This is a genomic window from Actinosynnema pretiosum (assembly GCF_024171695.1).
GTDB lineage: Bacteria > Actinomycetota > Actinomycetes > Mycobacteriales > Pseudonocardiaceae > Actinosynnema > Actinosynnema pretiosum.
Window position 1 is genome coordinate 25,502 of record NZ_JAMTCF010000036.1, and the last position, 22,232, is coordinate 47,733.

17 protein-coding genes are annotated in these 22,232 nt (G+C 72.9%); 8 read left to right on the top strand and 9 right to left on the bottom strand.

The window, feature by feature from the left end:
* Nucleotides 1-37: 37 nt before the first annotated feature.
* Nucleotides 38-3,136 carry a hypothetical protein gene (locus LV78_RS39750; protein WP_253851390.1) on the bottom strand — a complete coding sequence of 1,033 codons (3,099 nt, stop codon included), beginning with the start codon at nt 3,134-3,136 and terminating at the stop codon, nt 38-40.
* 120 nt (nt 3,137-3,256) lie between these two features.
* Complete coding sequence (locus LV78_RS39755; protein WP_253851391.1) at nt 3,257-3,883, bottom strand: helix-turn-helix transcriptional regulator; 627 nt, start codon at nt 3,881-3,883, stop codon at nt 3,257-3,259.
* Nucleotides 3,884-4,032: 149 nt separating this feature from the next.
* Between LV78_RS39755 and LV78_RS39760 the strand changes: the two genes are divergently transcribed.
* A complete protein-coding gene (locus LV78_RS39760; RefSeq protein WP_253851392.1) occupies nt 4,033-5,367 on the top strand; it encodes a COG1470 family protein in 1,335 nt (444 codons plus the stop codon).
* A 425-nt stretch (nt 5,368-5,792) separates the two neighbouring features.
* Here LV78_RS39760 and LV78_RS39765 read toward each other — a convergent pair whose 3' ends face one another.
* Nucleotides 5,793-6,029 (bottom strand): hypothetical protein, encoded by a 237-nt coding sequence (locus LV78_RS39765; RefSeq protein ID WP_253851393.1) that lies wholly within the window; start codon nt 6,027-6,029, stop codon nt 5,793-5,795.
* 5 nt (nt 6,030-6,034) lie between these two features.
* Nucleotides 6,035-6,376 (bottom strand): hypothetical protein, encoded by a 342-nt coding sequence (locus LV78_RS39770; protein ID WP_253851394.1) that lies wholly within the window; start codon nt 6,374-6,376, stop codon nt 6,035-6,037.
* A gap of 220 nt (nt 6,377-6,596) precedes the next feature.
* Here LV78_RS39770 and LV78_RS39775 point away from each other — a divergent pair, with 220 nt between their 5' ends.
* A complete protein-coding gene (locus LV78_RS39775) occupies nt 6,597-8,564 on the top strand; it encodes an ATP-binding protein (protein ID WP_253851395.1) in 1,968 nt (655 codons plus the stop codon).
* Nucleotides 8,565-8,571: 7 nt separating this feature from the next.
* On the opposite strand, the gene LV78_RS39780 is transcribed toward LV78_RS39775, so the two are convergent.
* Nucleotides 8,572-9,489, bottom strand: a complete 918-nt coding sequence (locus tag LV78_RS39780) for a lysylphosphatidylglycerol synthase transmembrane domain-containing protein (protein ID WP_253851396.1) — start codon at nt 9,487-9,489, stop codon at nt 8,572-8,574.
* 338 nt (nt 9,490-9,827) lie between these two features.
* Nucleotides 9,828-10,943 carry a substrate-binding domain-containing protein gene (locus LV78_RS39785; RefSeq protein ID WP_253851397.1) on the bottom strand — a complete coding sequence of 372 codons (1,116 nt, stop codon included), beginning with the start codon at nt 10,941-10,943 and terminating at the stop codon, nt 9,828-9,830.
* A 127-nt stretch (nt 10,944-11,070) separates the two neighbouring features.
* On the opposite strand from LV78_RS39785, the gene LV78_RS39790 reads away from it, so the two are divergent.
* The 6 genes from LV78_RS39790 to LV78_RS39815 are packed head-to-tail and all read left to right on the top strand — an operon-like array spanning nt 11,071 to nt 17,852.
* Nucleotides 11,071-12,090, top strand: coding sequence for a hydroxyacid dehydrogenase (locus tag LV78_RS39790; protein ID WP_253851398.1), 1,020 nt, complete (start codon nt 11,071-11,073; stop codon nt 12,088-12,090).
* Nucleotides 12,087-14,042 (top strand): DUF2264 domain-containing protein, encoded by a 1,956-nt coding sequence (locus LV78_RS39795; protein WP_253851399.1) that lies wholly within the window; start codon nt 12,087-12,089, stop codon nt 14,040-14,042. Before LV78_RS39790 ends, LV78_RS39795 begins: the two co-directional genes overlap by 4 nt.
* 54 nt (nt 14,043-14,096) lie before the next feature.
* Nucleotides 14,097-15,371 carry an ABC transporter substrate-binding protein gene (locus tag LV78_RS39800; RefSeq protein WP_253851400.1) on the top strand — a complete coding sequence of 425 codons (1,275 nt, stop codon included), beginning with the start codon at nt 14,097-14,099 and terminating at the stop codon, nt 15,369-15,371.
* 4 nt (nt 15,372-15,375) lie between these two features.
* Nucleotides 15,376-16,308: a carbohydrate ABC transporter permease gene (locus tag LV78_RS39805; protein ID WP_253851401.1), complete on the top strand. Its 933-nt coding sequence runs from the start codon at nt 15,376-15,378 to the stop codon at nt 16,306-16,308.
* Nucleotides 16,305-17,177: a carbohydrate ABC transporter permease gene (locus LV78_RS39810; protein WP_253851402.1), complete on the top strand. Its 873-nt coding sequence runs from the start codon at nt 16,305-16,307 to the stop codon at nt 17,175-17,177. The genes LV78_RS39805 and LV78_RS39810 overlap by 4 nt, the downstream gene beginning before the upstream one ends.
* Before the next feature lie 18 nt (nt 17,178-17,195).
* Nucleotides 17,196-17,852, top strand: coding sequence for a hypothetical protein (locus tag LV78_RS39815; protein WP_253851403.1), 657 nt, complete (start codon nt 17,196-17,198; stop codon nt 17,850-17,852).
* Here LV78_RS39815 and LV78_RS39820 read toward each other — a convergent pair.
* The 3 genes from LV78_RS39820 to LV78_RS39830 all read right to left on the bottom strand — a co-directional run.
* Nucleotides 17,812-18,594 carry an SDR family oxidoreductase gene (locus LV78_RS39820; RefSeq protein WP_253851404.1) on the bottom strand — a complete coding sequence of 261 codons (783 nt, stop codon included), beginning with the start codon at nt 18,592-18,594 and terminating at the stop codon, nt 17,812-17,814. The two genes, LV78_RS39815 and LV78_RS39820, sit on opposite strands and share 41 nt — an antisense overlap.
* Before the next feature lie 123 nt (nt 18,595-18,717).
* A complete protein-coding gene (locus LV78_RS39825) occupies nt 18,718-19,197 on the bottom strand; it encodes a winged helix-turn-helix transcriptional regulator (protein WP_253851405.1) in 480 nt (159 codons plus the stop codon).
* Between the two features lie 345 nt (nt 19,198-19,542).
* A partial coding sequence (locus LV78_RS39830) for an RHS repeat-associated core domain-containing protein (RefSeq protein ID WP_253851406.1) occupies nt 19,543-22,232 on the bottom strand: 2,690 nt, incomplete at its 5' end.

The window sequence follows — 22,232 nt, forward strand, 5'->3', positions numbered from 1 at the left end:
GCACGCAAACCGTCCACAGTGGACCACCCTCGCCCGGTCACCGCCGGTTCACCATGTCCGGCGGACCGATCGTGCCTGGCACCACCAGGAACGGCGTGGTGGCCGGCCGGAACCCGTCGCCGGACGCGGTGATCACGCGCGGCCCGGTCTGGTCCTTGGGCAGGATCAGCAGCTGCGCGATGAAGCTGCCGTCCTGCCTGGGCAGCGTCGGCGCGGCGGCGGCCGTGATGCCCGGCTCCCAGTTCAGCCGCACCGGCGTGCCGGGCGGGAAGTCCAGTCCCCGCACCGAGGTGACGAACCCCGGCTCGCCGATCGGCGGCACCGCCACGATCCTGGGCAGCAGCACCCGCACCTGCGCGGTCGCCGCGTTGTCCCCGGCGTTGTCGTCGCTCCCGGTGGTGCGCACCACGCCCCGCGCCACCCCCTGGCCCGGCGCGACCGGCGCCAGCACCACGGTGAGCGTCTGCGCGCCACCGGGCGGCAGGTCGCGCAGCGCGCAGGCCGTCGCGGAGCACCCGGCGGGCAGCGCCGCGACCGGGATCCCCCTGGGCAGCGCCATCTCCAGCCGCAACCCGGTGGCGTTCGCGCGACCGCCGTTGCGCACGGTGTAGACCACGCTGGCCCGGCCGCCCACGTAGGACGGGGTGGGTCGCACCGCGACCGCGAGCGCGGGACCGGCCTGTGGCGGCGCGGGCGGCGGCGGTGGTGGCGGAGGGGGCGGCGGGCTGCTCGGCGGGGTGGTCGTGGTCGGCGGGACGGTCGTCGTGGGCGGCGCGGTGGTGCTGGTCTGCGCGTCCACCACCGGCACGACGGTGCGCGCGCTGTTGTCGGCGGCCTCGGGGTCGACCACCCCGCCCGCCACGCCCCACCCGATCTCGCCCCGCCCGGCGGTGACCCCGGTGACCACGGCGACGACCGTGACCTCCTCGTCCGGTTGCACCACCCCGAGCTGGCAGGCCAGTCCCGCCACGTCGCACGTTCCCCGCGGGGTCCGCAGCTCGTCCACCCGCACCCCGGTCGGCGGCACGACGGTCAGCGTCGTCGTGGACGAGACGCCGGGCCCGTTGTTGGCCACCACCACGGGGATCTCGGTGCTGGTCCCGGTGGTCACCTCGGGCGTGCTCGACGGCGCCCGCACCGCCAGGTCCACGGTGATCCGCCAGCTGGGTTCCTTGTGCCTGCCGGGGAGCGCGTAGTTGACCCGCGCCTCGGCGAGCCCGCCTGCGGTGAAGTCCACCAGCGCCAACGTCTCCGGCTGCTCGGCGGCGGCCCCGCGCCGGGTGGAGACCACCAGCCGACCGCCCTCCGGGGAGAACGCGGCGTCGCGCGGCTGGTACGGCCCCGGCTCGTTGACCACGGGCGCGCCGCACTGGTCGCCGCCCTGCGGGACCAGCACGCGGCAGGTCTCCCGGTCGAGGTCGAAGGAGATGAGCGCGTCCTGCTCGCGGTTGAACACCAGGTCGCCGCTGTCGGGGCTGAACACCGAGCTGTCGTCGGTGACCTGGCACGGCGACGCGGCGCCGCACGCGATCTCGCTGATGTCGCGCTGGTTGCCCAGGGTCGCGGCGTCGGCGGTCCAGATGTGGTTGTCGCGCACCTCGGTCCCGGTCTCGTCGTCGAACACCACGCCCCTGGTGAACGACAGCGTCCGCCCGTCAGGCGACCACGCGGGCTGGGTGTCCTCCTGCCCCTCCGCGCCCGGCGGCGGGACCAGCTCGCGCAGGACCTGGCCGGTGGAGGCGTCCGCGATGGCGATCCGGCTCGGCCCGCTGTTCGGCCGGATGCCGCCGGGCGAGCGGCGGGTGATGGCGATCTGCTCGCCGTCCGGCGACCAGGCCGGGTCGAACTCCCAGTCGGTGGGCAGCCGGTCGGAGACGTTCAGCCGCACCGGGTCCGAGCCGTCCGCGTTCGCGGTCCAGATCCGCTGCAGGCGCGAGCCGAGCGGTCCCTCGAAGGCGGTGTAGACGATCTTGCGGCCGTCCGGGGAGTAGGTCTGCCGCAGCGTCCACGGGTCGTAGCCGCCGGTCGGCTTGAACAGCAGCCTGGAGTCGGACGCGATGTCCGGGTGCTCCAGCGCGAGCGCGATCCCGAGGTCCCTGGGATCGGTCCCGTCCGGCTGGATGTCGTGCAACCGCACCTCGTTGCGCACCGACGCGGTGGTGCGGGCGATCAGCAGCGTCCCGGTGAGCGGGTCGCCGATCCAGGCGGGCGCGCTGACCTGCCGGTCCTCCCTGAGCAGCAGCTGCGGCGAGGCCCCGACCGGCTCACCGCCGTCGCCCGCGACCCGGTACACGCCCTCCCTGGGGTCCTCCTCCAGGCAGCCGCAGCTCAGGAACAGCAGCGCCGCCCCGTCCGGCATCCACACCGGCCACCGGCCGCTCCACCCGCTCTGGTTGTCCGCGAAGAAGTCCCGGCTGACCCCGTCCTCCAGCACGCGCAGCGTGGCGCGCTGGTCCGCGGGCCCGACCTTGTAGACGATCCGGTCCTCGGTCGGGTGCCACACCGGTTCGCCCGCGCCACCACCGGGTTCGTCGGTGAGCCGCGTGGAGGGACCGCCCGCGAGGGGCCTGCTGCGGATCTGCCCGTCCGCGCTGAACGCGACGCGCTGCCCGTCGGGGGAGATCGTGGGCCACTCCTCGGGGGCGGCGCCCTCGGGGGTGATGCGGCGCAGGTTCGTCCCGTCGACGTCGACCGCCCACAGCTCGCCGCGCCCGGTCGACCGGACCTGCTGGAACACCACGGTGCCCAGGTCGGGGGTGAGCTGCGGGTGGCAGGCGTACATGCCCTCGGTCAGCTGCACGACGGACCCGTCCCGCTGGCGCAGGAACACCTGCGGCAGCTTCTCCGCCCGCATGCTGACGAACACCACGAGCCCGCCGCGCGCCGACACCTCGTCGTCGAAGTGCGCGGGCCGGTCGGAGAGCAGCGGGGGGCTGGGGGCGTTGGTCGGGTAACCGTTCTGCGGCGCGGGGAACTGCCCGATCCCCCGGTGCTCGGTGCCCGCGTACGCGACCCGCTGCGGCGGTGGCGGGTCGTCCTGCTGGGCGGGCGCCACCCCGCTGTGCAGCACCACCACGACGCCGCCGAGCAGCACAGCCACGACCGCCACCACGACGGCCCTGAACCTGGTGAACACCGCGCACCTCCTCACGTCGGTCCCGATCCTGGCCGCGCGCCCCGCCGGGGAGGGAGGTCCCGGCGGGCAGCGCGGGGGAACGGCTGGTGGTCCGTTCGGGCAACCCGGCCGCGCGGGGCCTCAGATGAGCCCGTGGCGCATCACGTACCCGACCGCGTGCGCGCGGTTGCGCAGGTTCAGCCGGGTGGTGACCTCGTGCAGCACGTTCTTGACGGTCCGCTCGGAGAACGACATCTTCACCGCGATCTCGGCGGTGCCCAGCCCCTCGGACACCAGCCGCAGCATGTCGGCCTCGCGCGGGGTGAGGGTGGACAGGCTGGGCGCGTTCGGGTCGAGCACGCTGCGCCGCAACCGGCTGACGTGGTCGAGCAGCTTGCCCAGCAGGTCGCCGGGCAGCACCGCCTCGCCCTTCGCGAGCGCGGTCACCGCCGCCACCAGCCGGTCCTGGTCGGCGTCGCCCCTGCGCACCACGGCCACCACGCCGCAGTCGACGACGGTCTGCAGCGCGTCCTGGTCGAACCGGCTCACCACCACGCCGGTGCGCACGGTCGTGGCCCGCTGGAGGCGGCGCAGCAGCCGCGCGGACGGCTCGTCCACCTCGTCCACCACCACGAGCGCGACGCGCGCGCGGTGCTCCTCGCCGAGGGGCAGGACCTCCACCTCGGGGCGCGGCTTGAGCTGGTGGGTCACGCCGGTGCGCAGCACCTGGTCCGCCGCGTACACGGCGACCGGAATCCTCGTCGTCATCCCGACTCCCCTCGCTGGTGGTGCGTCCCATCGTGGGCCCGGCGGCAGGAGGTCGGGCAGGGGCGCGGGTGCGCGAGTGCACGGGTTTGCCCGCACAGTGCCCTTTTCTCCCTCCCGGACGGCGGCGCGGGCCGCCTAGCGTCCCCCGCGTGACCGCAACGACCGAATTCGGTCTCCCCACCGTGGTGGTGACGCCCGGCCAGGAGACCAGCACGACGATGACGGTGCGCAACGACAGCGACGTGGTCGAGGCGTACGAGTTCGAGGTGGTGGGTGAGTGCGCGCCGTGGACGAGCGTCGAGCCCGCGCGGCTGTCGCTGTACCCCGGCACGTCTGGCCAGGTCGCGGTGCTGCTGCGCCCGCCGAGGGCGTCCACCCCGAGGGCCGGCGAGATCCCGCTCGGCGTCCGCGTGCTCCCGTCGGAGCGCCCGGAGGCCGTCGCGGTGTCGGAGACGACCGTGGTGGTGGAGCCGTTCGGGCAGCAGCGGGCCGAGCTGGTCCCGCAGCGGCGGCGGGCGTGGCGCAGCGCGCGGTACCACGTGCGCCTGCACAACGAGGGCAACACGGCGGTGTCGGTGGCGCTGTCTGCGGCGGCGTTGGACGACCGGCTGACCTACGAGCTGCCGCAGCGCCCGGTGTCGGTCGAGCCGGGCGAGGCGACCGAGATCGACTTCCGGGTGCGGGTCGGGAAGGTCCTGTGGTTCGGCAAGTCGGTGGAGTGGCCGCTGAACCCCGTGGTGACCGCCACGGGTCCGGCGGCGAGCGGCGCGCCGGGCGCCACCCTGGTGGACGGCGGGGCGGTGCTGGAGCACCCGCTGGACGGCGAGCTGGTCCAGCTCCCGGTGTTCTCCCGCTGGCTCCTGGCCCTGCTGGCGGCGCTGCTGGCGCTGGTGCTGGCCTGGCTGCTGCTGGTGCGCCCGGCGATCCAGTCGGCGGCGCGCGAGGCGGCGGACGACCGCGCCGAGGAGATCGTCGAGGCGGGCGGGGTGAACCCTGACAACCCCGGCGGTGGCGGCGAGCAGGGCCAGGGAACCGGAAACGGCAACGGCCAGCAGCCGGGAACCGGCGACGGCGGCCAGCAACCGGGCCAACCCGGCCAACCGGGCACCGGCCTTGGCGGCGGCCAGCAGGGTTCCGGCACGATCGAGGTGGGCACGGCGGGCGGCCAGCAGCGCCAGGGCACCTACACGATCCCGGACGGCAAGCTGTTCCGGATCACCGACCTGGTGGTGAGCAACCACCAGGGCGACGAGGGCGTGCTGACGATCTCGTTCGGCGAGCAGCGGGTCCTCACGCTGGCCCTGGAGACGTTCCGCAACCAGGACTTCCACTGGGTCGCCCCGATCGAGATCCGGGAGAACGACACCGTGACCGCGCTGGTGCAGTGCACGAAGCCAGGCACCCCGGCGACGGGCCAGCAGTCGCAGCAGTGCTTCCAGACGCTGAACGTCAGCGGCCTGCTGAACGACCTGCCGGAGGAGTGAGCCCGCGCTCCGCACAACCCCAAGGAACCCCCGGCCATACTCACAGGCCGGGGGTTCCGCTTCCCACCCCTCAACGCCGCGAACTCCCGCTCCACCACGACAGCTCACCCACTCACGAACTCGACCGCTTCGCGGGCTGCGGGGCGAGCGCAGCGAGCCCAAGCAGCCCCACTCCCGCGTCCCTCGTCTCCGTTTGGCCTGGCGCAGCCCAAGCGCACTTGTCAAGATGCCGCCGCACTGCCACGGCAGACCAACAAAGTCATCCGGCGTCTTGACGAGTGTGCTTGCCTGAAAGGAGGCCAAACGGAGACGAGGGACCCGGACCACCGCAGGGGTACAACCGCACCACAAGACCAACGGTCACCGGCCGACAGAGCTAGTCCCTCTCGTTTTTGGAGGCCTGCCCCGCCGGCGAGGCGAGCTCTTCAGCTCTTGAGCCCTTCCTCAACCACCGACCCACCAGAACACCCACGCCGCCGGTTCCACTCGTCCAGCAGCGCGTTGATCCAGGCCCCCATCAGCCGAGCGGTCTCCGGGTCCCCCCGCCGCAGGTGCTCGACCTGCTCCACCCTGGTCGCCCGCAACTCCTCCGCGAGGTCCCCCACCTCGACCCCAGCCCCGGTACCGCCCCCGCCCCAGCCCCCACCCTCATCCGCGCCCACCCCGCTCACCGCGCACCCGCCGCGATCCGGAACGCCTGGATGTACTTGGGCAGCTCCACCAGCGCCCGCTCCCAGGTGTCCGCAGCGATCTGCCCGGCGAACACCGAGTCCACCACCAACCGCTCGACCTCAGGCGCGATGTCCCCCCCAGGCGCCGAGTGCAGCTTCCGCGACACCTCGGCCCGCAGCAGCTTGGCCCGCACGACCTCCAAGGTCTGCTCCAGCTCGGCGATGACCCGCTCGGCCTGCTCGGCAGGCACCACCAGCCACCCCTTGCGGGCGAGGTGGAGGAACAGGTCGCCCGCGAACCGCTCCCCGGAAGCCCCGGTCTCGCCCTCAGGCCGCATCAGTCCACCTCCGCGCGTCTGCCCAGAGCCCACCACGTCCGCCGACCCCGGCCAAGTGGGTCAGCGGGGTTCTGCCCCTCCGTACCAGGGGTGCTGCCCCCAGCGCCGTTCCCCCGGACGAGTGAACAACCCCCGTTTCCTGAACCGTTCCCCACCACATCGGCGTGTGCCCCCTGTCTGAGCGGACCGGGAGGATCGCATGTCGGGTCGGGGACTTCGGGTGGAGCTGCTGGGACCGCTGCGCGCCTGGGCGGACCCCGGCGAACAGTCCGAGATCGCGCTGGGACCGGCCCGCAGGCGCGCGGTGTTCGCGGTGCTCGCGGCCCGCGCCAACCAGGAGGTGACCAGGCAGGACCTGGTGGACGCGGTCTGGGGCGACCAGCCGCCGCCGACAGCCGTGGGCGCGCTGCACACCTACGTCTCCGGCCTGCGCACGGCACTGGGCGAGGACCGGGCGGCACTGGCGTCGGGCCGCGCCTCCTACTGCCTGCACGTGCCCGACGACGGCCTGGACACCGCCGGTTTCGAGCGCTCCCGCCTGACCGGGGTGCGCCTGCTGGGCGCCGGTGACTGGTCCGGGGCGCGCACCGCGCTGACCGGGGCGCTGGCGCTGTGGCGCGGAACCGCGCTCTCCGGCGTCCCCGGCCCGTTCGCCGAGGTGGAGCGCCGCAGGTTGGCCGAGCTGCGCCTGGGCGCCCTGGAGGCGCACGCCCGCGCCGGTCTGGAGCTCGGCGAGCACACCGAGGTCCTGGCCTCCCTGTCCGCACTCGTGGCCGAGCACCCCGGCCACGAGTCGCTGCGGGAGCTGGTCATGCTGGCCCTGCTCCGCTCGGGCCGCCGGGCCGAGGCGCTGAAGTCCTACCAGGACGCCCGCCGCGCGCTCGCGGGCCAGGGCGTGGAACCGGGCCCCGCCCTCCGCGCGCTGCACCAGCGCGTTCTGCGCGAGGACCCCGGCGCGGCGGCCGTGGCGGAGGTGCTGGCGGCGGGCCCGGTGCGCGCGGACCGGATCACCCGCGTGCGGGACCTGATCGCGGGCCCGGCGGGCTGGGACCGGGCGTTCTCCGAGCAGCACCCGACCGTGGTCCGCCACTCCCCCGACCCCGCCGCACGCCGGACACCCGACCGCCCCACCTCTCGCCCAGCCCCAACCCCAGCCCCACCCCCCCGCAGCTTCCTGGGCCGCACCGAGGAGCTGACCCTCCTGCGCGACCTGATCGCCGACGTGCGGTCGAACCGGAACGGCCTGCTGTGGCTGGAGGGCGACGCGGGCATCGGCAAGTCCGCCCTGATCGCCGAGGCGCTGTCCGGCGCGGCGGGCTGCCGCGTGGTCGCGGTGGCCGGGACCGGAGGCCTGTTCGGCGACCCCGCCACCGCCCCGCTGGTCGCCGCCGCGCTCACCGGCGCGCCCACCCCCGAGCCGCTGGTCCTGCTGGTGGAGGACCTGCACGCGCTGTCCGAACCCGACCTGCTGATGTGGCACCGCCTGGCCACCACCGCGCAGGCCACCCGCAGCTCCCCGCTGCTCCTGCTCGCCACGTCCCGCCCGGTCACCTCGAACCGCGTGCTGCCCAGGCTGCGCAGGGCCGTGCGCGTCCGGGGCGGCCACCTGCGCACCCTGCCGCCACTCCCCACCCCCTACATCGCGGCGCTGATCGGCCAGGTGGTGGGCGCCCGCCCCGGCGCGTCCCTCCTCGAACTGGCCCGCCGCTCGGGCGGGAACCCCCTGTGCGCCGAGCGCGTGGCGACCTCCCTGCTGCACCGCGACGCCGTGCGCGTGGTGGACGGCGTGGCCGAGGTCGACGAGTCGGACCTGGAGCGGGTGCCCCCGGCGCTGCTGTCACTGGCGGCGGGGGTCCTGGAACCGCTGTCCGCAGCCGCCGGGGAGGTGCTCCGCTGCGCGGCCGTGCTCGGTCCGCGCTTCCGGGTGGCCGAACTGGGCGCGCTGACCGGCCGCACCGTCCGCGAGCTGCTGGGCGCGCTGGACGAGGCGGTGGCCGCGTCGGTGGTGGTGGACCCCGGTTCCGGCGAGGAGCTGGCGTTCCGCACCCCGTGCCTGCGCCGCGCCCTCCTGGCGGGCCTGCCCACCACGACCCTCAGCGCGCTGCGCCACCGGGCCGCCCAGGCCCTTCACGCCCTGGGCGCGCCCCCGGAGCGCATCGCCGCCCTGGAGCCGGCGTTCCCCGGCTGACCGCCCGTCACAGGTGCCCTTCCCTCCGCAACCAGGAGAAGGCCACCCACCCGATCGGCACGCGCGCCCAGAACGAGATCAACCGGTGCAGCAGCGCCACCACGAGCGCCATGGACGGGTCGAGCCCGACCGCCGCCAGCTGCGCCGCCAGCACCAGCTCGGCGGCCCCGGCCCCACCCGGAACCGGCACCGCGCCCGCGATCGCCGTCCCGGCGGCGGCGACCAGCAGCAGGTCCCCCAGCGGCACGTCCCCGCCGAACGCGGCCACCGCCGCCGCCAGCGCGGCCGTCGACCCGAGCAGCGCCACCACGTGCCCGGCGAGCACCACCGCGCACCGGCCTGGCGTGCCGAGCCCCTGCCCCATGCCCGCGAGCGCGTCCAGGATCATCACCCGGCTGCGCCGGACCAGCAGGGCAGCCGCCAGCACCACCACGACCGCCACCGCGACCAGCCACCCGATGCCGGGGCTGAGCAGCTCGCTGACCCGCCCGGAGGTGGCCAGGAACGGCAGCACGATCATGACCGTGATCAGCACCGAGGTCCCCTGCACCGCGCCGACCGCGCCGACCGCCCCCGGCGTGGGCACCCCGTTGCGCCCGAGGAACCGCACGTTGGTGGCCATGCCGCCCAGGTTGGCCGGGGTGACCAGGTTCCCGAACGAGGTGGCCAGCTGGGCCACGGTGGTCAGCCCCCACGGCAGGTGCACGGGCGAGGCGGCGCGCAGCGACAGCACGTTGCCCAGCACCGGCAGGGTGGAGGCGGCGATGGCGGCCAGCACCCAGGCGGGGTCGGACTTGACGAACACCTTGCGCAGGATGCCGCTGTCCACTTGGTGCGCGAAGACGGCGAGAGCCACCACGACGACCGCCACCGCGGCGAACTTGAGCAAGGTCGTCCGGTGCTCCGCACCGCGAGTGATGATCACGGATCCAGGATGGACGGTCCGAGCTGAGAACGCGTCACACCACGGGTTGATCGGCGTGTACGACTTCCGCAGTACCCCTGACCTGCGAATGTGCGACGGAGGTGTGGTTTGGTGCGGCGTGTCGGGGTGTTCGCCCTGAGTGATCAACCTGAGAACCTGCGGTTTTCCCCTTCGGAGAACCGGACATGGTGGACATGTTGGGCCGTGTGATTCGTCACGCGGCGTGTTCGGTTTGATCAGCAAAAAGGGCCCCGGAGCACGCCGGACGCGCCGCGGGCCGCCCCGCCCGGTCCAGGGTGGACGGTCGGCGAGCCGGCCACCCCGCTCCGACCACGGCCCTACCCCACCGCCGAGGGCGCCGCCGAGGACCCCCTGGTGATCAGCTCCGGTTGCACCACCACCCGGTGCACCGGCCGCTCTCCACCCGCCCGCAACCGCGCCGCCAGCAGCGCCACCGCCGCCCGCCCCACCGCCGCCTTCGGCGGTCGCACCGCGGTCAGCGGCGGCTCGCACAGCTCCGCCATCTCGTCGTCGTAAGTCACCACCGACAACGCCCCCGGCACCACGATCCCGCGCTCCTGGCAGCGCTGCACGAGCGCCAGCGCCTCCGGGTCCGAGTGCACCAGCAGCGCCGTCGTCCCGCTCTCCAGGCACCGGTCGAGCAGCGCGTCGAGCTGCCGCGCCCAGTCCGGGTCGCGGTGGTCGCGGGTGCTCACCTCCGGCACGCCCTCCAGCTCCAGCCCCAGTTCCGCGCACGCCTGCCGCCACCCCCGGCGCAGGTGCGGGGCGGTGGGGCTGCTGGTCGAGGCGCACAGCCCGATCCGCCGGTGCCCCAGCTCCGCCAGGTGCCGCACCGCCGAGGCGGCCCCGAGCCGGTGGTCGCTGACCACCGATTCGAGCAGCCCGAGCCCAGGGTCGCCGGAGTCGCGCTCCAGCAGCACGACCGGCACTTCGGCAGACCGCAGCCAGTCCACCAGCGCCGCCCCCTGGCTGCCGGTGGTGGTCGGGGCGACCAGCAGCCCGTCCACGCCGACCGAGTCGACCAGCGCGCCGAGCTGGCGCAGCTCGTCGTCCGCCGCGTACCCGGCGCCGCGCAGCACCACCCGCAGCCCCAGCTCGTCGGCGGCCTCGCGGACCCCGCGCACCACGTCCGGCCAGTAGTAGACCAGCGACGGCACCACCAGCCCGACCACCGCGCCGGTGACCGCCCCGGCGCCGCGCCCGCCGCTGGTCGGGGCGGTCGCGGGCAGCTCCAGGGTCGCGCCGCCGTGCACCCGCCGCACCACGCCCTCCTGCGCGAGCCTGGTGATGTCGCGGCGCACCGTGATCGCCGAGACGCCCAGCCGCGCCGCCAGCTCGTGCACCCGCACCGCGCCGTCGCGCCGCAGCAGCTCGACCACCCTGGCCCGCCGCTCCACGGGCAGCATCGCCCGCGCGTTCGTACCCGTTGTCATCCGGCGATTCTGCCCACCGCGCGCGGGTGATCACACGTGATCGGTTGTGCGCACCGGGGATTGACGTCGGAAAACCGATCACCCACGATCTGCCCCACGGCTCCCTCGCCCGGCGGAAGGGATCGGCGTGACCGGACAACGACGACGACCGCGTGCGCTGCTGGTGATGGACGGCTCGACCTTCCGGACGCAGTTCCACGCCCCGCAGCTGAGCAGGCTGGGCGAGCTGGCCGACACCGCCGACCCGGTGTGGGTGGACGAGCTGGACTCGCCGGGAGCCCGGCGGGCGCTGCGCGGCAGCGAGGTGCTGCTGACCTCGTGGGGCTGCCCAGGGCTGACCGCCGAGCGCCTCGCCGCCGCGCCCGAGCTGCGCGCGGTGTTCCACTGCGCGGGCACGGTGCGCCCGCTGGTGAGCGAGAGCCTGTGGCAGCGCGGGATCCTGGTCACCACCGCCGCCGACGACAACGCGGTGCCGGTCGCCGAGTTCACGCTGGCCGCGATCGTGTTCGCGGGCAAGAAGGTCCCGTTCCTGGCGCAGGACGCCCGGCGGCACCGCGCCGACTGGTCGTACCGGGCCGCGCGCGGCGAGCTGTCCAACCGAGGACGGGTGATCGGCCTGGTCGGGTTCTCCCGCGTGGGCAGGCGGGTGGCGGCGATGCTGCGGGCGCTGGAGGTCCGGGTTCTGGTGGCCGACCCGCACGCCGACGCGGCCGAGGTGCGCGCGGCGGGCGCGGAGCTGGTGCCGCTGCCCGACCTGCTGCGGGCGTGCGACGTGCTGTCGCTGCACCTGCCCGCGCTGCCGTCGACCAGCAACCTGATCGGGCGGCGGGAGCTGGCGCTGCTGCGCGACGGCGCCACCGTGATCAACACCGCGCGCGGGGCCGTGCTGGACACCGCCGCGCTGGAGCGCGAGTGCGCGGGCGGCAGGCTGGACGCGATCCTGGACGTCACCGAGCCCGAACCGCTGCCCGCCGCGTCGGTGCTCTACGACCTGCCCAACGTGATGATCACCCCGCACGTGGCCGGGTCGCTCGACTCGGAGGCGCGGCGGATGAGCGACAGCGCCCTGGAGGAGCTGGCCCGCTACCTGGACGGGCAGCCGCCGAGGTCGCCGGTGACCGCCGAGCGGCTGCGGGTGAGCGCGTGAGCGCGGACCGGGAGCTGTCCCCGATCACCGGCTGGACGCGCGGGCACTGGACCGCGCTGGCGGACCGGATGCTGGACGCGGTGCGCCCGCTGACCTCGCCCGGCGGGGCCAGGATCGTGCTGCCCGGCCCGACCGGCGGCCTCGGCGCGGACGTCGACGGCCTGGAGGGCTTCGCGCGCACGTTCCTGCTGGCCGGTTTCCGCCTGGCCGGGGAACGCGGCCACGACCCGGCGAACCTGGCCGAGCGCTACGCGGGCGGCCTGGCGTCCGGCGTCGACCCGGCGTCCCCCGAGCGCTGGCCGCGCCCCGACGAGCACGCCCAGGCCAAGGTGGAGGCGGCCTCGCTGGCGCTGGTGCTGGACCTGACCCGGCCGTGGCTGTGGGACCTGCTGCCCGAGCGCACCAGGGACCAGGTGGTCGACTACCTGTCCCCGGTGGTCGGCGACGACACCTACCCGCGCTGCAACTGGCTGTGGTTCCGCATCGTCGCGCAGACCTTCCTGCGCTCGGTCGGCGGGCCGTGGCGGGCCGAGGACGTCGAGTCGGACCTGGCGCTGCACGAGGATTTCCTGCGCGTGGACGCCTGGTACTCGGACGGCGACGAGCGCGCGTTCGACCACTACAACGGCTGGGCGATGCACCTGTACCCGGTGCTGTGGTCGAGGATGCGCGGCGCCCGCGAGATCACCGATCGGTCCACTGTGGACACCGCCCGCCTCGACCGCTTCCTGCTCGACTACGCGAACCTGATCGGCGCGGACGGCTCCCCGCTGGTCCAGGGCCGCAGCCTCACCTACCGCTTCGCCGCCGCCGCGCCGCTGTGGGTGGGCGCGCTCGCCGAGGTCCCCTCCACCCCGCCGGGCCTGCTGCGCCGCGCCGCGTCCGGGATCGTGCGGCACTTCGCCGACCGGGGCGCGCCCGACGAGCGCGGCCTGCTCACCCCGGGCTGGCACCACGCCTGGCCGGGGATCGCCCAGTCCTACTCCGGCCCGTCCTCGCCCTACTGGGCCGCCAAGGGGATGCTCGGCCTGGCCATGCCCGCCGACCACCCGGCGTGGCGGGCGGTGGAGGAGCCGCTGCCGGTGGAGACCGCCGACCGGCTGTGGACGGCCGCCGCGCCGGGCTGGCTGGTCAGCGGCACCCGCGCGGACGGCGTGGTCCGGGTGGTCAACCACGGGACCGACCACGCCGCCGAGGGCGCGCACGTCGGCGACTCCCCGCTCTACACCCGCTTCGGCTACTCCACCGCCACCGCGCCCCCGCTGTCCGAGCGGTCCTGGACCACCCCGGCCGACCAGTCCGCCGTGCTCCTGGACGCGACGGGCCGCGCCACCCACCGCGCCGGGATGTCGTTGCTGCGCACCGGACTCGTCGACGACGGGCAGGTCGCGCTCGGCGCGTCGCGGGCCCGCGCGCACTGGCTCGCCGACACCCCGCCCGCCCGCGACCACGGCTCGGGCCGCACCGGCGCGCACACCGACGCCGCGCTGATCACCGCGGTGTCGCTGCTGCGCGGACCGTGGGAGGTGCGCTGCGTCCGCGTCGACCCGCTGCCCGGGAACCCCGGCGCGCTCGACGCCGCGACCGCGCTGCGCGTCGGCGGCTGGCCCCTGGCCGCGCGCACCCGCCCCGAGGTGTCCACCACCCCCTCCCGCCTCACGATCACCGACGGCACGACGACGTCCACCCTGCTGACCACCGAGCCGGGCGACACCGTGGAAGCGCTTTCCGAGCACGACGCCAGCCCGCTCGGTCCACACAGCGCCACCCCGTGCGCCACGGGCCCGATCACCCCGAGCCGGTGGCGCGCCTACGCCATCGGTCTCTCCCGCACCCCGGAACCGCCCGACGCCCCCACCACGAGCCTCAGCTCGACCGACCTGCGCGTCACCTGGCCGGACGGCCGCACGACCGCGCTCGACCTGGCCGAGTTCCACCCCACCGCGCCCTGACCGAGGAGCGCCGACCGGCACGGACCGGCACCACCCTGAGAGGACGGGTCAACGATGATTCCGAACCGCCGCGCCGGATCGCGGGCACGACGCTGGGCAGGCCTGGCCGCCGCCCTCTCCCTGGCGGTCACCGGCTGCGGACCCGGCGCCGCCACCGACCCGAACACGCTCACCGTGTCGGTGTGGAACCTGGCCAGCACCCCCGAGTTCCAGGCCCTGTTCGACGCCTTCGAGCAGGCCAACCCCGGTGTCATGGTCAAGCCGGTGGACATCCTCGCCGCCGACTACCCGGAGAAGGTCACCACCATGCTCGCGGGCGGCGACCGCACCGACGTGATCACCATGAAGAACGTCACCGACTACGCCCGCCACTCCAGCCGGGGCCAGCTCCAGGACGTCACCGACCTCGTGGAACCGCTGAAGTCCCAGGGCCTGCAAGGACTCGAGGCGTTCGACACCGACGGCAAGTACTTCGCCGCCCCGTACCGCCAGGACTTCTGGGTGCTGTACTACAACAAGACCCTGTTCCAGCAGGCAGGCGTCCCCGCGCCGCAGAACTGGACCTGGGCCGAGTACGCCGACGCCGCGAAGAAGCTCACCACCGGCAGCGGCGGCGACAAGACCTTCGGCGCCTACCACCACGTGTGGCGCTCCGTCGTCCACTCCGTCGCCGCGGCCCAGAACGACGGCGACCAGCTGAGCGGCGACTACGGCTTCCTCGCCGAGCAGTACACCACCGCGCTGCGGATGCAGGACGAGGGCTCGGTCCTGGACTACGGCACCGCCACCACCCAGCAGGCCGACTACCGCAGCACGTTCGAGAAGGCCAAGGCCGCCATGCTGCCCATGGGCACCTGGTACATCTCCAGCATCGTCAAGGCCAAGAAGGAGGGCAACTCCCAGGTCGACTGGGGCATCGCACCGCTGCCCCAGCGCGCCGAGGGCGGCGACACCACCACCTTCGGCTCCCCCACCGCGTTCGCCGCGAACCGCAACGCCGACAACAGCGACCTGGCCCGCAAGTTCGTCGCCTTCGCCGCCGGGGAGGAGGGCGCGAAGGCCATCACGGCGGTCGGCGTCGTGCCCGCGCTGCGCAGCGAAGCGCTGACCGACGCCTACTTCCAGCTCGACGGCATGGCGAAGGACGAGCTGTCCACCACCGCGTTCAGCCCGGACCACGTCGCACTCGAGATGCCGGTGAGCAAGCGCAGCTCCGCCGTCGACTCCATCCTCAAGGAGGAGCACGAGCTGATCATGGTCGGTGACAAGTCCATCGCCGACGGCATCCGCGACATGGGCGAGCGCGTCCGCACCGAGGCCCCCGAGTAGACCCGTGCCGACCACCGCACCCACGTCACCGCCGACCGCCGCCGACCACGCCACCAGGCGCAGGCGGCGGTCCCGGCGCGCCGCGCTCGTCGGCTGGAGCTTCATCCTGCCGAACTTCCTGGGCTTCGCCCTGTTCACCCTCGTCCCGGTGCTCGCCGCCGCCGTGCTCGCGTTCGCCGAGTGGGACTCCTACAACCCGCCGCGCTGGGTCGGCCTGGACAACTTCAGCCGGATGCTGGCCGACCAGAACGTCCGGGTGGCGCTGACCAACACCCTGTACTACGCGGCGGGCCACATCCCGCTCACCCTCGTCGCCGCGCTCGGCCTGGCGCTGGTGCTCAACCGGCGGATGCGCGGCGTCGCCTTCTTCCGCACCGCCGCGTTCTTCCCGTACGTGACCTCGCTCGTCGCGGTCGCCGTGGTGTGGAACGCCCTGTTCGACCCGAACTCCGGCCCGGTCAACCAGTTCCTCGGCGCGCTCGGCGTCACCGACCCGCCCGGCTGGACCACCAGCACCACGTGGTCCATGCCCGCCGTGATCCTCACCAGCGTGTGGCGGGACATGGGCTACTACATGGTGCTCTACCTGGCGGGCCTGCAGGCGATCCCCGCCGAGTACCACGAGGCGGCGCGGGTCGACGGCGCGAACCGCTGGCAGCGCTTCGTCCACGTGACCCTGCCCTGCCTGCGCCCCACCACGTTCTTCGTGCTGGTCATGCTGACCATCCAGAGCTTCAAGGTGCTCGACCTGATCGTGGTGATGACCGACGGCGGTCCCGGCCGCAGCACCCTCGTGCTGGCGCAGCTGGTCTACCGGGTCGGCATCCGGGAGGGCGAGTTCGGCTACTCGTCGGCGATCTCCCTGCTGCTGTTCGCGCTCGTCCTCGTCGTCACCGCCGCCCAGTTCCGCCTGAACCAGCGGAGGCACACCCCGTGACCGCCCTGCGCGAAGCCCCGCTCGACACCGCCCCGCCAGTCCCCCAGCGCACCGACGGGTGGCGCGCGATCCTGGGCTACGCCGCCATGACCGCGGTCGCCGCCCTGGTGCTGATCCCGTTCGCCTGGATGGTGTCCTCGTCCCTCAAGCGCGACAACGAGGTGTTCAGCACCCCGATCCGCTGGATACCGGAGGAGCTGCGCTGGTCGAACTTCGCCGAGATCTGGGACCGCGTGCCGTTCCTGGCCTACCTGGGCAACTCCGCGCTGCTCGCCGTCGCGATCACCGCGCTCCAGGTGCTCACCGGCAGCTTCGCCGCCTACGGCTTCGCCAAGGTCCGCTTCCCCGGCCGCGACGCCCTGTTCCTGGCCTACCTGGCGACGATCGCCGTGCCGTGGCAGGCGTACATGGTGCCGCAGTACATCATGATGCAGAAGGCCGGGCTGACGAACACCCTGTGGTCGATCGTGCTGCTCCAGGCGTTCGGCGCGTTCGGCGTCTTCCTGATGCGCCAGTACTACCTGACGATCCCGGACGAGCTGTGCGAGGCCGCCCGCATCGACGGCCTGAGCGAGTACGGCATCTACCGCCGGATCGTGCTGCCGCTGTCCAAGCCGGCGCTGGCGAGCCTGGCCCTGCTGACGTTCGTGAACACCTGGAACGACTACATGGGCCCGTTCATCTACCTGACCAGCAACGAGCTGTGGACCGTCCAACTGGGACTGAGGTCGTTCGTCGGCCAGTTCGAGGCCGAGTACGCCATGATCATGACCGGCGCGGTGCTGTCCGTGCTCCCGGTGACGGCGGTGTTCCTGCTGGGCCAGCGGTACTTCATCGAGGGCGTGGCGACCACCGGCCTGAAGGGCTAGACCACGATGCTGACCCGCGTGACGCAGCAGTCCTGGGAGCGCCTGTTCACCCTGGTGTGGGCCGCCCTGCTGGTGAACCTCAACCTGACCGCCGCCCTGTCCCCGTTCCTGCTAGCCCTGGCCCTGGTAGCGGATCCCCTGGGTTCGTGGCCGTTCTTCCTCCTCCTGTCCGCGCTGTGCGGCCCGGCCCTGACCGCCGCTTTCTCCTGCTTCGCCGATCCGGACGCCACGTCGACCCGCCGGTTCTGGTCGACGTGGCGCCGGACCGCCGTCAGCGCGACGACGACCTGGCTGACCGCCGCCGCGCTGGTGACGATCCTGTTCCTGGACGCCAGGTTCCTCCTGGACACCCGCTGGGGCCCGGCGCTGGCCCTGTTCTTCGCCAGCGCCACCACCCTGGTCACCGCCACCGCTTTGGGCGTGCTGACCGGCCTGGCCGCCGGACCCACCACCCCGCGCCACCTGCTCCGCCCGTGCCTGGTGGGCGCGGCGAGGCGCTGGTGGCTGAGCCTGGCCAGCACCACGATCCTGCTGACGGCGGCGGTCTTCGCGCTGGCCGCCCCGCTCCCCGCCCTGCTCCTGGCGGCGTCCCCGCTCCTCTACGCGGTGTGGACGCAGTCCAGGATGAGCGCGCTCACCGCTGCCCACCCGACACCAGCAGCACGTCACCGGTGATCCACCGGGCCTCGTCGGACACCAGGAACGCCACGACGGGCGCGTAGTCGTCCGGAACCCCGATGCGCCCCAACGGGTTCTGCGCGGCGGTCGCGACGGCCTGCTCCGACCCGACGAACCCGAGCGCGCGCGTCCCGTCGGTGTCGGAGGCGCCGGGCGCGATCCCGAGCACCCGGATGCCACGCGGCCCCAACTCCTTGGCGGACACCACGGTGAACGCCTCCAGCGCACTCTTGGTGGCCACGTACACCGAGGCGTGCGGCGGGAGCCCGGTGGTGCCCGCCGTGGACACGTTCACGATGACTCCACCCGCCAGGTCCGGCTGAGCGGCGAACGCCTGCGTGGTCAGCACCGGCCCGAGGAAGTTGATGTCCACCTGCCGCCGGAAGTCCGCCACCCCCACGGACCCGACGGGCCCGAACACCACCACACCAGCGTTGTTGACCAGCACGTCGACCACCCCGAACTCCGCACGCGCAGCCGAGAACAACTCCACGACCTGCTCGGGATCGGCGACATCGGCCCTGACCGCGATCGCCCGCCCACCCTCGGCGCGGATGCCCGCGACGACGTCGTCCGCAGCCCCACGATCGGTGGCGTAGTCGACAACGACGTTCGCCCCCTCTGCGCCCAACCGCCGCGCGATCCCCGCCCCGATCCCCTTGCCAGCCCCCGTGACGACGGCGGTCCGCCCACTGAGCCTGCTGCTGCTGTTGTTGCTATTGCTACTGTTGTCGGACATCGTCCCCGCTCCCCACGCCGTTCCCCGGCCATCTGCCGGGCAGCGGGGACGCTAAGCGCGACCGGGAGCACCGGGAAGACAGCACTTTCCCGCAACCTGGTCACCGCGCGGTGACCGTCCAGGTCAGGACGCCGCGGCGACCGAGGACGCGGCGGACCCCACACCCGGCGCGCCCGGTTCGGCGAGCAGCTCGGCGGTGTGCGCCCCGAACCAGCTCAGCAACCCGGTCAACGGCACCGACAGGCTCTCCCCGAGCGGCGTAAGGCTGTAGGTGACCTGCGGCGGCACCGTCGGCTCGACCTCCCGGTGCACCAGGTTGGCGCGCACGAGCGCCTTGAGGTGCTGCGAGAGCATCTTCTGACTGATCCCCTCGACCCGACCCCTGAGCCGCGAGAACCGGTGCGGCCCGTGGATCAGCGCCGCGATGATCAACATCCCCCACCGCGTGGTGACCTGCTCCAGAACCGGCCGACTGGCGCACCCGGCCCCGACCCCACCGGCTTCGAGCACCCGCCCCGCGCACCCGGCCCCACCACCGGCCTCCAGCAACCTGCCCGCGCTCGCGAGCACAGCGGACCGCCCACCGTCGTCTTCGCCGTCCATGGCGGGCAGTCTACGGCGGGCAACCCGACAGCACTCGAAGTCCGCGTGAACGGGTTGCACTCAGGAAAAACACGATGAAGCGCTCTGCGACGAAACAGGCGGTCCGCCGCAGAGCAGCAAAATTGCCGTTCACTTCACCTTCGATTCTTCGAAAACACGCCCGAACGGAGCGTCAGAGGAACCGCGACGAGAACCAGGACAGCTCCCGGAAGGTAACGCGTCCACCACACACCAGTAGCCTTCTCAAGTAAAGCGCCAGCGACACCCGCAGCCACAGCAGCAACAACCAAACCTGCGACCACCACCCCGCGCCTACTTCTCTCTTGACTCATCTTCCCCTCGCCACTAATTGATAAAATTGCTGGTCAAAACGTAACTCACACCCACAACGGCAAAAAGTGAACCACCTATCGCGGTGCCCACACCAGCGCCTGCCGCGCAACCCACAGGCCCAAAAACGCACCCAAGCACACCAGCACCCGCACCAAGAGCTCCACCCACTCCAGCAAAAGAAGCCACTGTACTCAAGTCTTGAAGAAAGTCGGATTCGCCATACGCTCCCGTGGGATCGCTGCGGTTGATCGGGTCGCCCTGGGAGTAGTTGTACGGGTTCTCCTCCTGCCCGGTCGGGTCGGTCGACCTGAACCTCGCGAACGCGCTGTCGTACACCCGGTAGCCCAGCAGGTAGTGCCCCCGCTGCAACTGGTAGGCGCCCAGGTAGCGGAATGGGTTGGCCTTGGCCGCAGCCCCGGTGGCCGTGACCGCGCCGTACGGGGCGTAGCTGTACTCGGCGGCGATCAGGCCGTTCCCGTCAACGAGGGCCAGAACGCTGCCCTGGTAGTCGGTCACCGCCCCGTGGCGCGCGCCCGAACCGTCCTTCACCCCGACCAGCAAACCATTGGTGTCACGGGTGAATCCCGAGCGCACGCCGTTGTCCACGAACTCTGATACCCCGAGCGCGGTGCGCGTGAACACGTGCGTGACCCGACTGCCACCGGTCGGGGTCTCGGTGATCTGGTTCGGTTGGGTCTGGTCGGCGGTGTCGTAGGCGAACTCCATCACCCGCGCGCCCTCGTAGTCCCCGGTGCGCACCTGGTTGCTGGGGCTGTGGGTGAAGCTCGTCGCCGGGCTCGACGTGGACTTGTAGTTGCCCGCCCCGTCGAAGGACACCGCCATGTCGTTGATCTTCGTGTACTGGTCGGCGGCGTTGACCTCATAACTGCGCCCCTCACCGGAGAGCAGGTTGGAGGCGTTGTCCAGCCGGTAGGTCCCGGCACCGGCCGAGGTCAGCCTGCCCAGCGCGTCGTAGCCGTAGTCCGTCGTGACGCCCTTGACGGTCTTGGACTGGACCCGGTCGGTGTCACCGCCGTCGGGCCGGGTGAACCGGTAGGAGGCCGCGAGCAGCTCCCGGTCGCCGTTGACCACGGTGATCGAGGTCTGCCTGCCCGAGTCGTCGTACCCGGTGCGCTGCGTGGCGCCACCGGGGAAGTCCGTGCTGGTGCGCCGATCCGCGTCGTCGTAGCCGAACCCGGTGGTCCCGCCGTGCGCGTCGGCCAGCGAGGTCAACCGGTCCGCCGCGTCGTAGGCGTACGTGGCCGTCCCGCTCGGCGTGGTCAACGTCCTGAGGTTGCCCACCTTGTCGTAGGTGTACGAGACGACCTCACTGCCGCGCGTGACGCGGGCGAGCTGGTTGCGCGCGTCGTAGGCCAGAACCCGCGACACACCGGGCACCTGCGTACCGGTGAGGTTGCCGTTGACGTCATAGCTATTGGCCTGCAACACCTCCACGCCGCGCTTGACCGACACCACCCGGTCGAGCCGGTCGTAGCCGTACTCCAGCTTGACGCCGTTGCCGTCGGTGACGCCGGTCAACCGCGACAGCGAGTCATAGGTGTAGGAACTGGCTCCGGCGGGAGCGGGTGGGGCGACGGCGGTGAGGTTGCCGCGCGTGTCGTAGGAGTAGTTGGTGACCGCGCCCTTGCCGTCGGTCCGGGTCTTCACGAGACCGCGGGCGAAGTAGGAGTAGGTCTCGATGTCGGCGTTCAGCCCGGTGGACCGCGCCTTGGTCAGGTTGCCGTTGGCGTCGTACTCGCGGGTGACCTGGTTCCCCGACCCGTCGGTGACCTGCGTGGGCAGGTGCGGGTGAGCGGAGTCGGTGTACCCCACCACGTTCTCCGCGCCGGTCGGCAGCTTGGTGCCGATCATGTTGTTCAGCGAGTCGTACTCGCGGGTGGTGGAGTGCGACAGCGAGTTCGTGGTGGTGTTGACGTCGCTGGCCGCGGTCCAGGTCTGCGACTGGACGTGCCCGAGCGCGTCGGTCGCCTTGGTCTGCCTGCCCTTGTCGTCGAACTCGTGGGTGGCGGCATGGCCGTTGGCGTCCGTGACGCGGTTGTCGGCGTAGGTGCTGGTGGCTCCGCCCGGCTTGGTCAGCGCCGTCAACCTCCGCGCCGAGTCGTACTCCAGGCTGTAGGTGTTGCCACGCGGATCGGTGATCGCGCCGGGCAGCTTCCAGTCCGCGGCGTCGCGGATGTAGGAGACCTTGGTCCGCTCCCCCGCGCGGTCGGTGAACTCGCGGATGGAACCGCCGTCGTAGGCGTAGTCCCCGTACGTCTCACCCGCCGGATCGGTAATGGACCGGGGAAGCCCGTCGGCGTCGTGGGCGAAGGTCGTCACGCGCGTCTGCGAGTCGGTCACGGACGAGACGTGTCCCTCGGGGGCGTAGCCCATGGTCAAGGCGTTGCCGTTGCGGTCGGACTGCGACACCAGCCAGCCCGATCCGGTGAACAGCCAACGCTCACCGGAGGAGTCGAAGGTGACGACGTAGCCGCCCTCGGGCGTCCTGGTCAGCTTGGTGTGGAGGCGCTCGGCGGGCGCGAAGGAGCCGTCGGCGTTCTTGTCGAACCACACGCACTCACCACTGGGCCCGTACAGCAGCGCGCCCGTGTCGTACTGGCGCAGCCCGATCCGGTCGTAGCCCCGCTCCCAACTCCCGTACCCCTCCTGGGTGTTGAGGAACCAGTTCACCGACAGGTGCA

Excerpts from the sequence above, each read along its gene's own strand:
- LV78_RS39770 (WP_253851394.1), bottom strand. The coding sequence starts at position 6,376 with ATGCGGCCTGAGGGCGAGACCGGGGCTTCCGGGGAGCGGTTCGCGGGC.
- LV78_RS39820 (WP_253851404.1), bottom strand. The coding sequence starts at position 18,594 with ATGTCCGACAACAGTAGCAATAGCAACAACAGCAGCAGCAGGCTCAGT.
- LV78_RS39800 (WP_253851400.1), top strand. The coding sequence starts at position 14,097 with ATGATTCCGAACCGCCGCGCCGGATCGCGGGCACGACGCTGGGCAGGC.
- LV78_RS39785 (WP_253851397.1), bottom strand. The coding sequence starts at position 10,943 with ATGACAACGGGTACGAACGCGCGGGCGATGCTGCCCGTGGAGCGGCGG.
- LV78_RS39825 (WP_253851405.1), bottom strand. The coding sequence starts at position 19,197 with ATGGACGGCGAAGACGACGGTGGGCGGTCCGCTGTGCTCGCGAGCGCG.
- LV78_RS39755 (WP_253851391.1), bottom strand. The coding sequence starts at position 3,883 with ATGACGACGAGGATTCCGGTCGCCGTGTACGCGGCGGACCAGGTGCTG.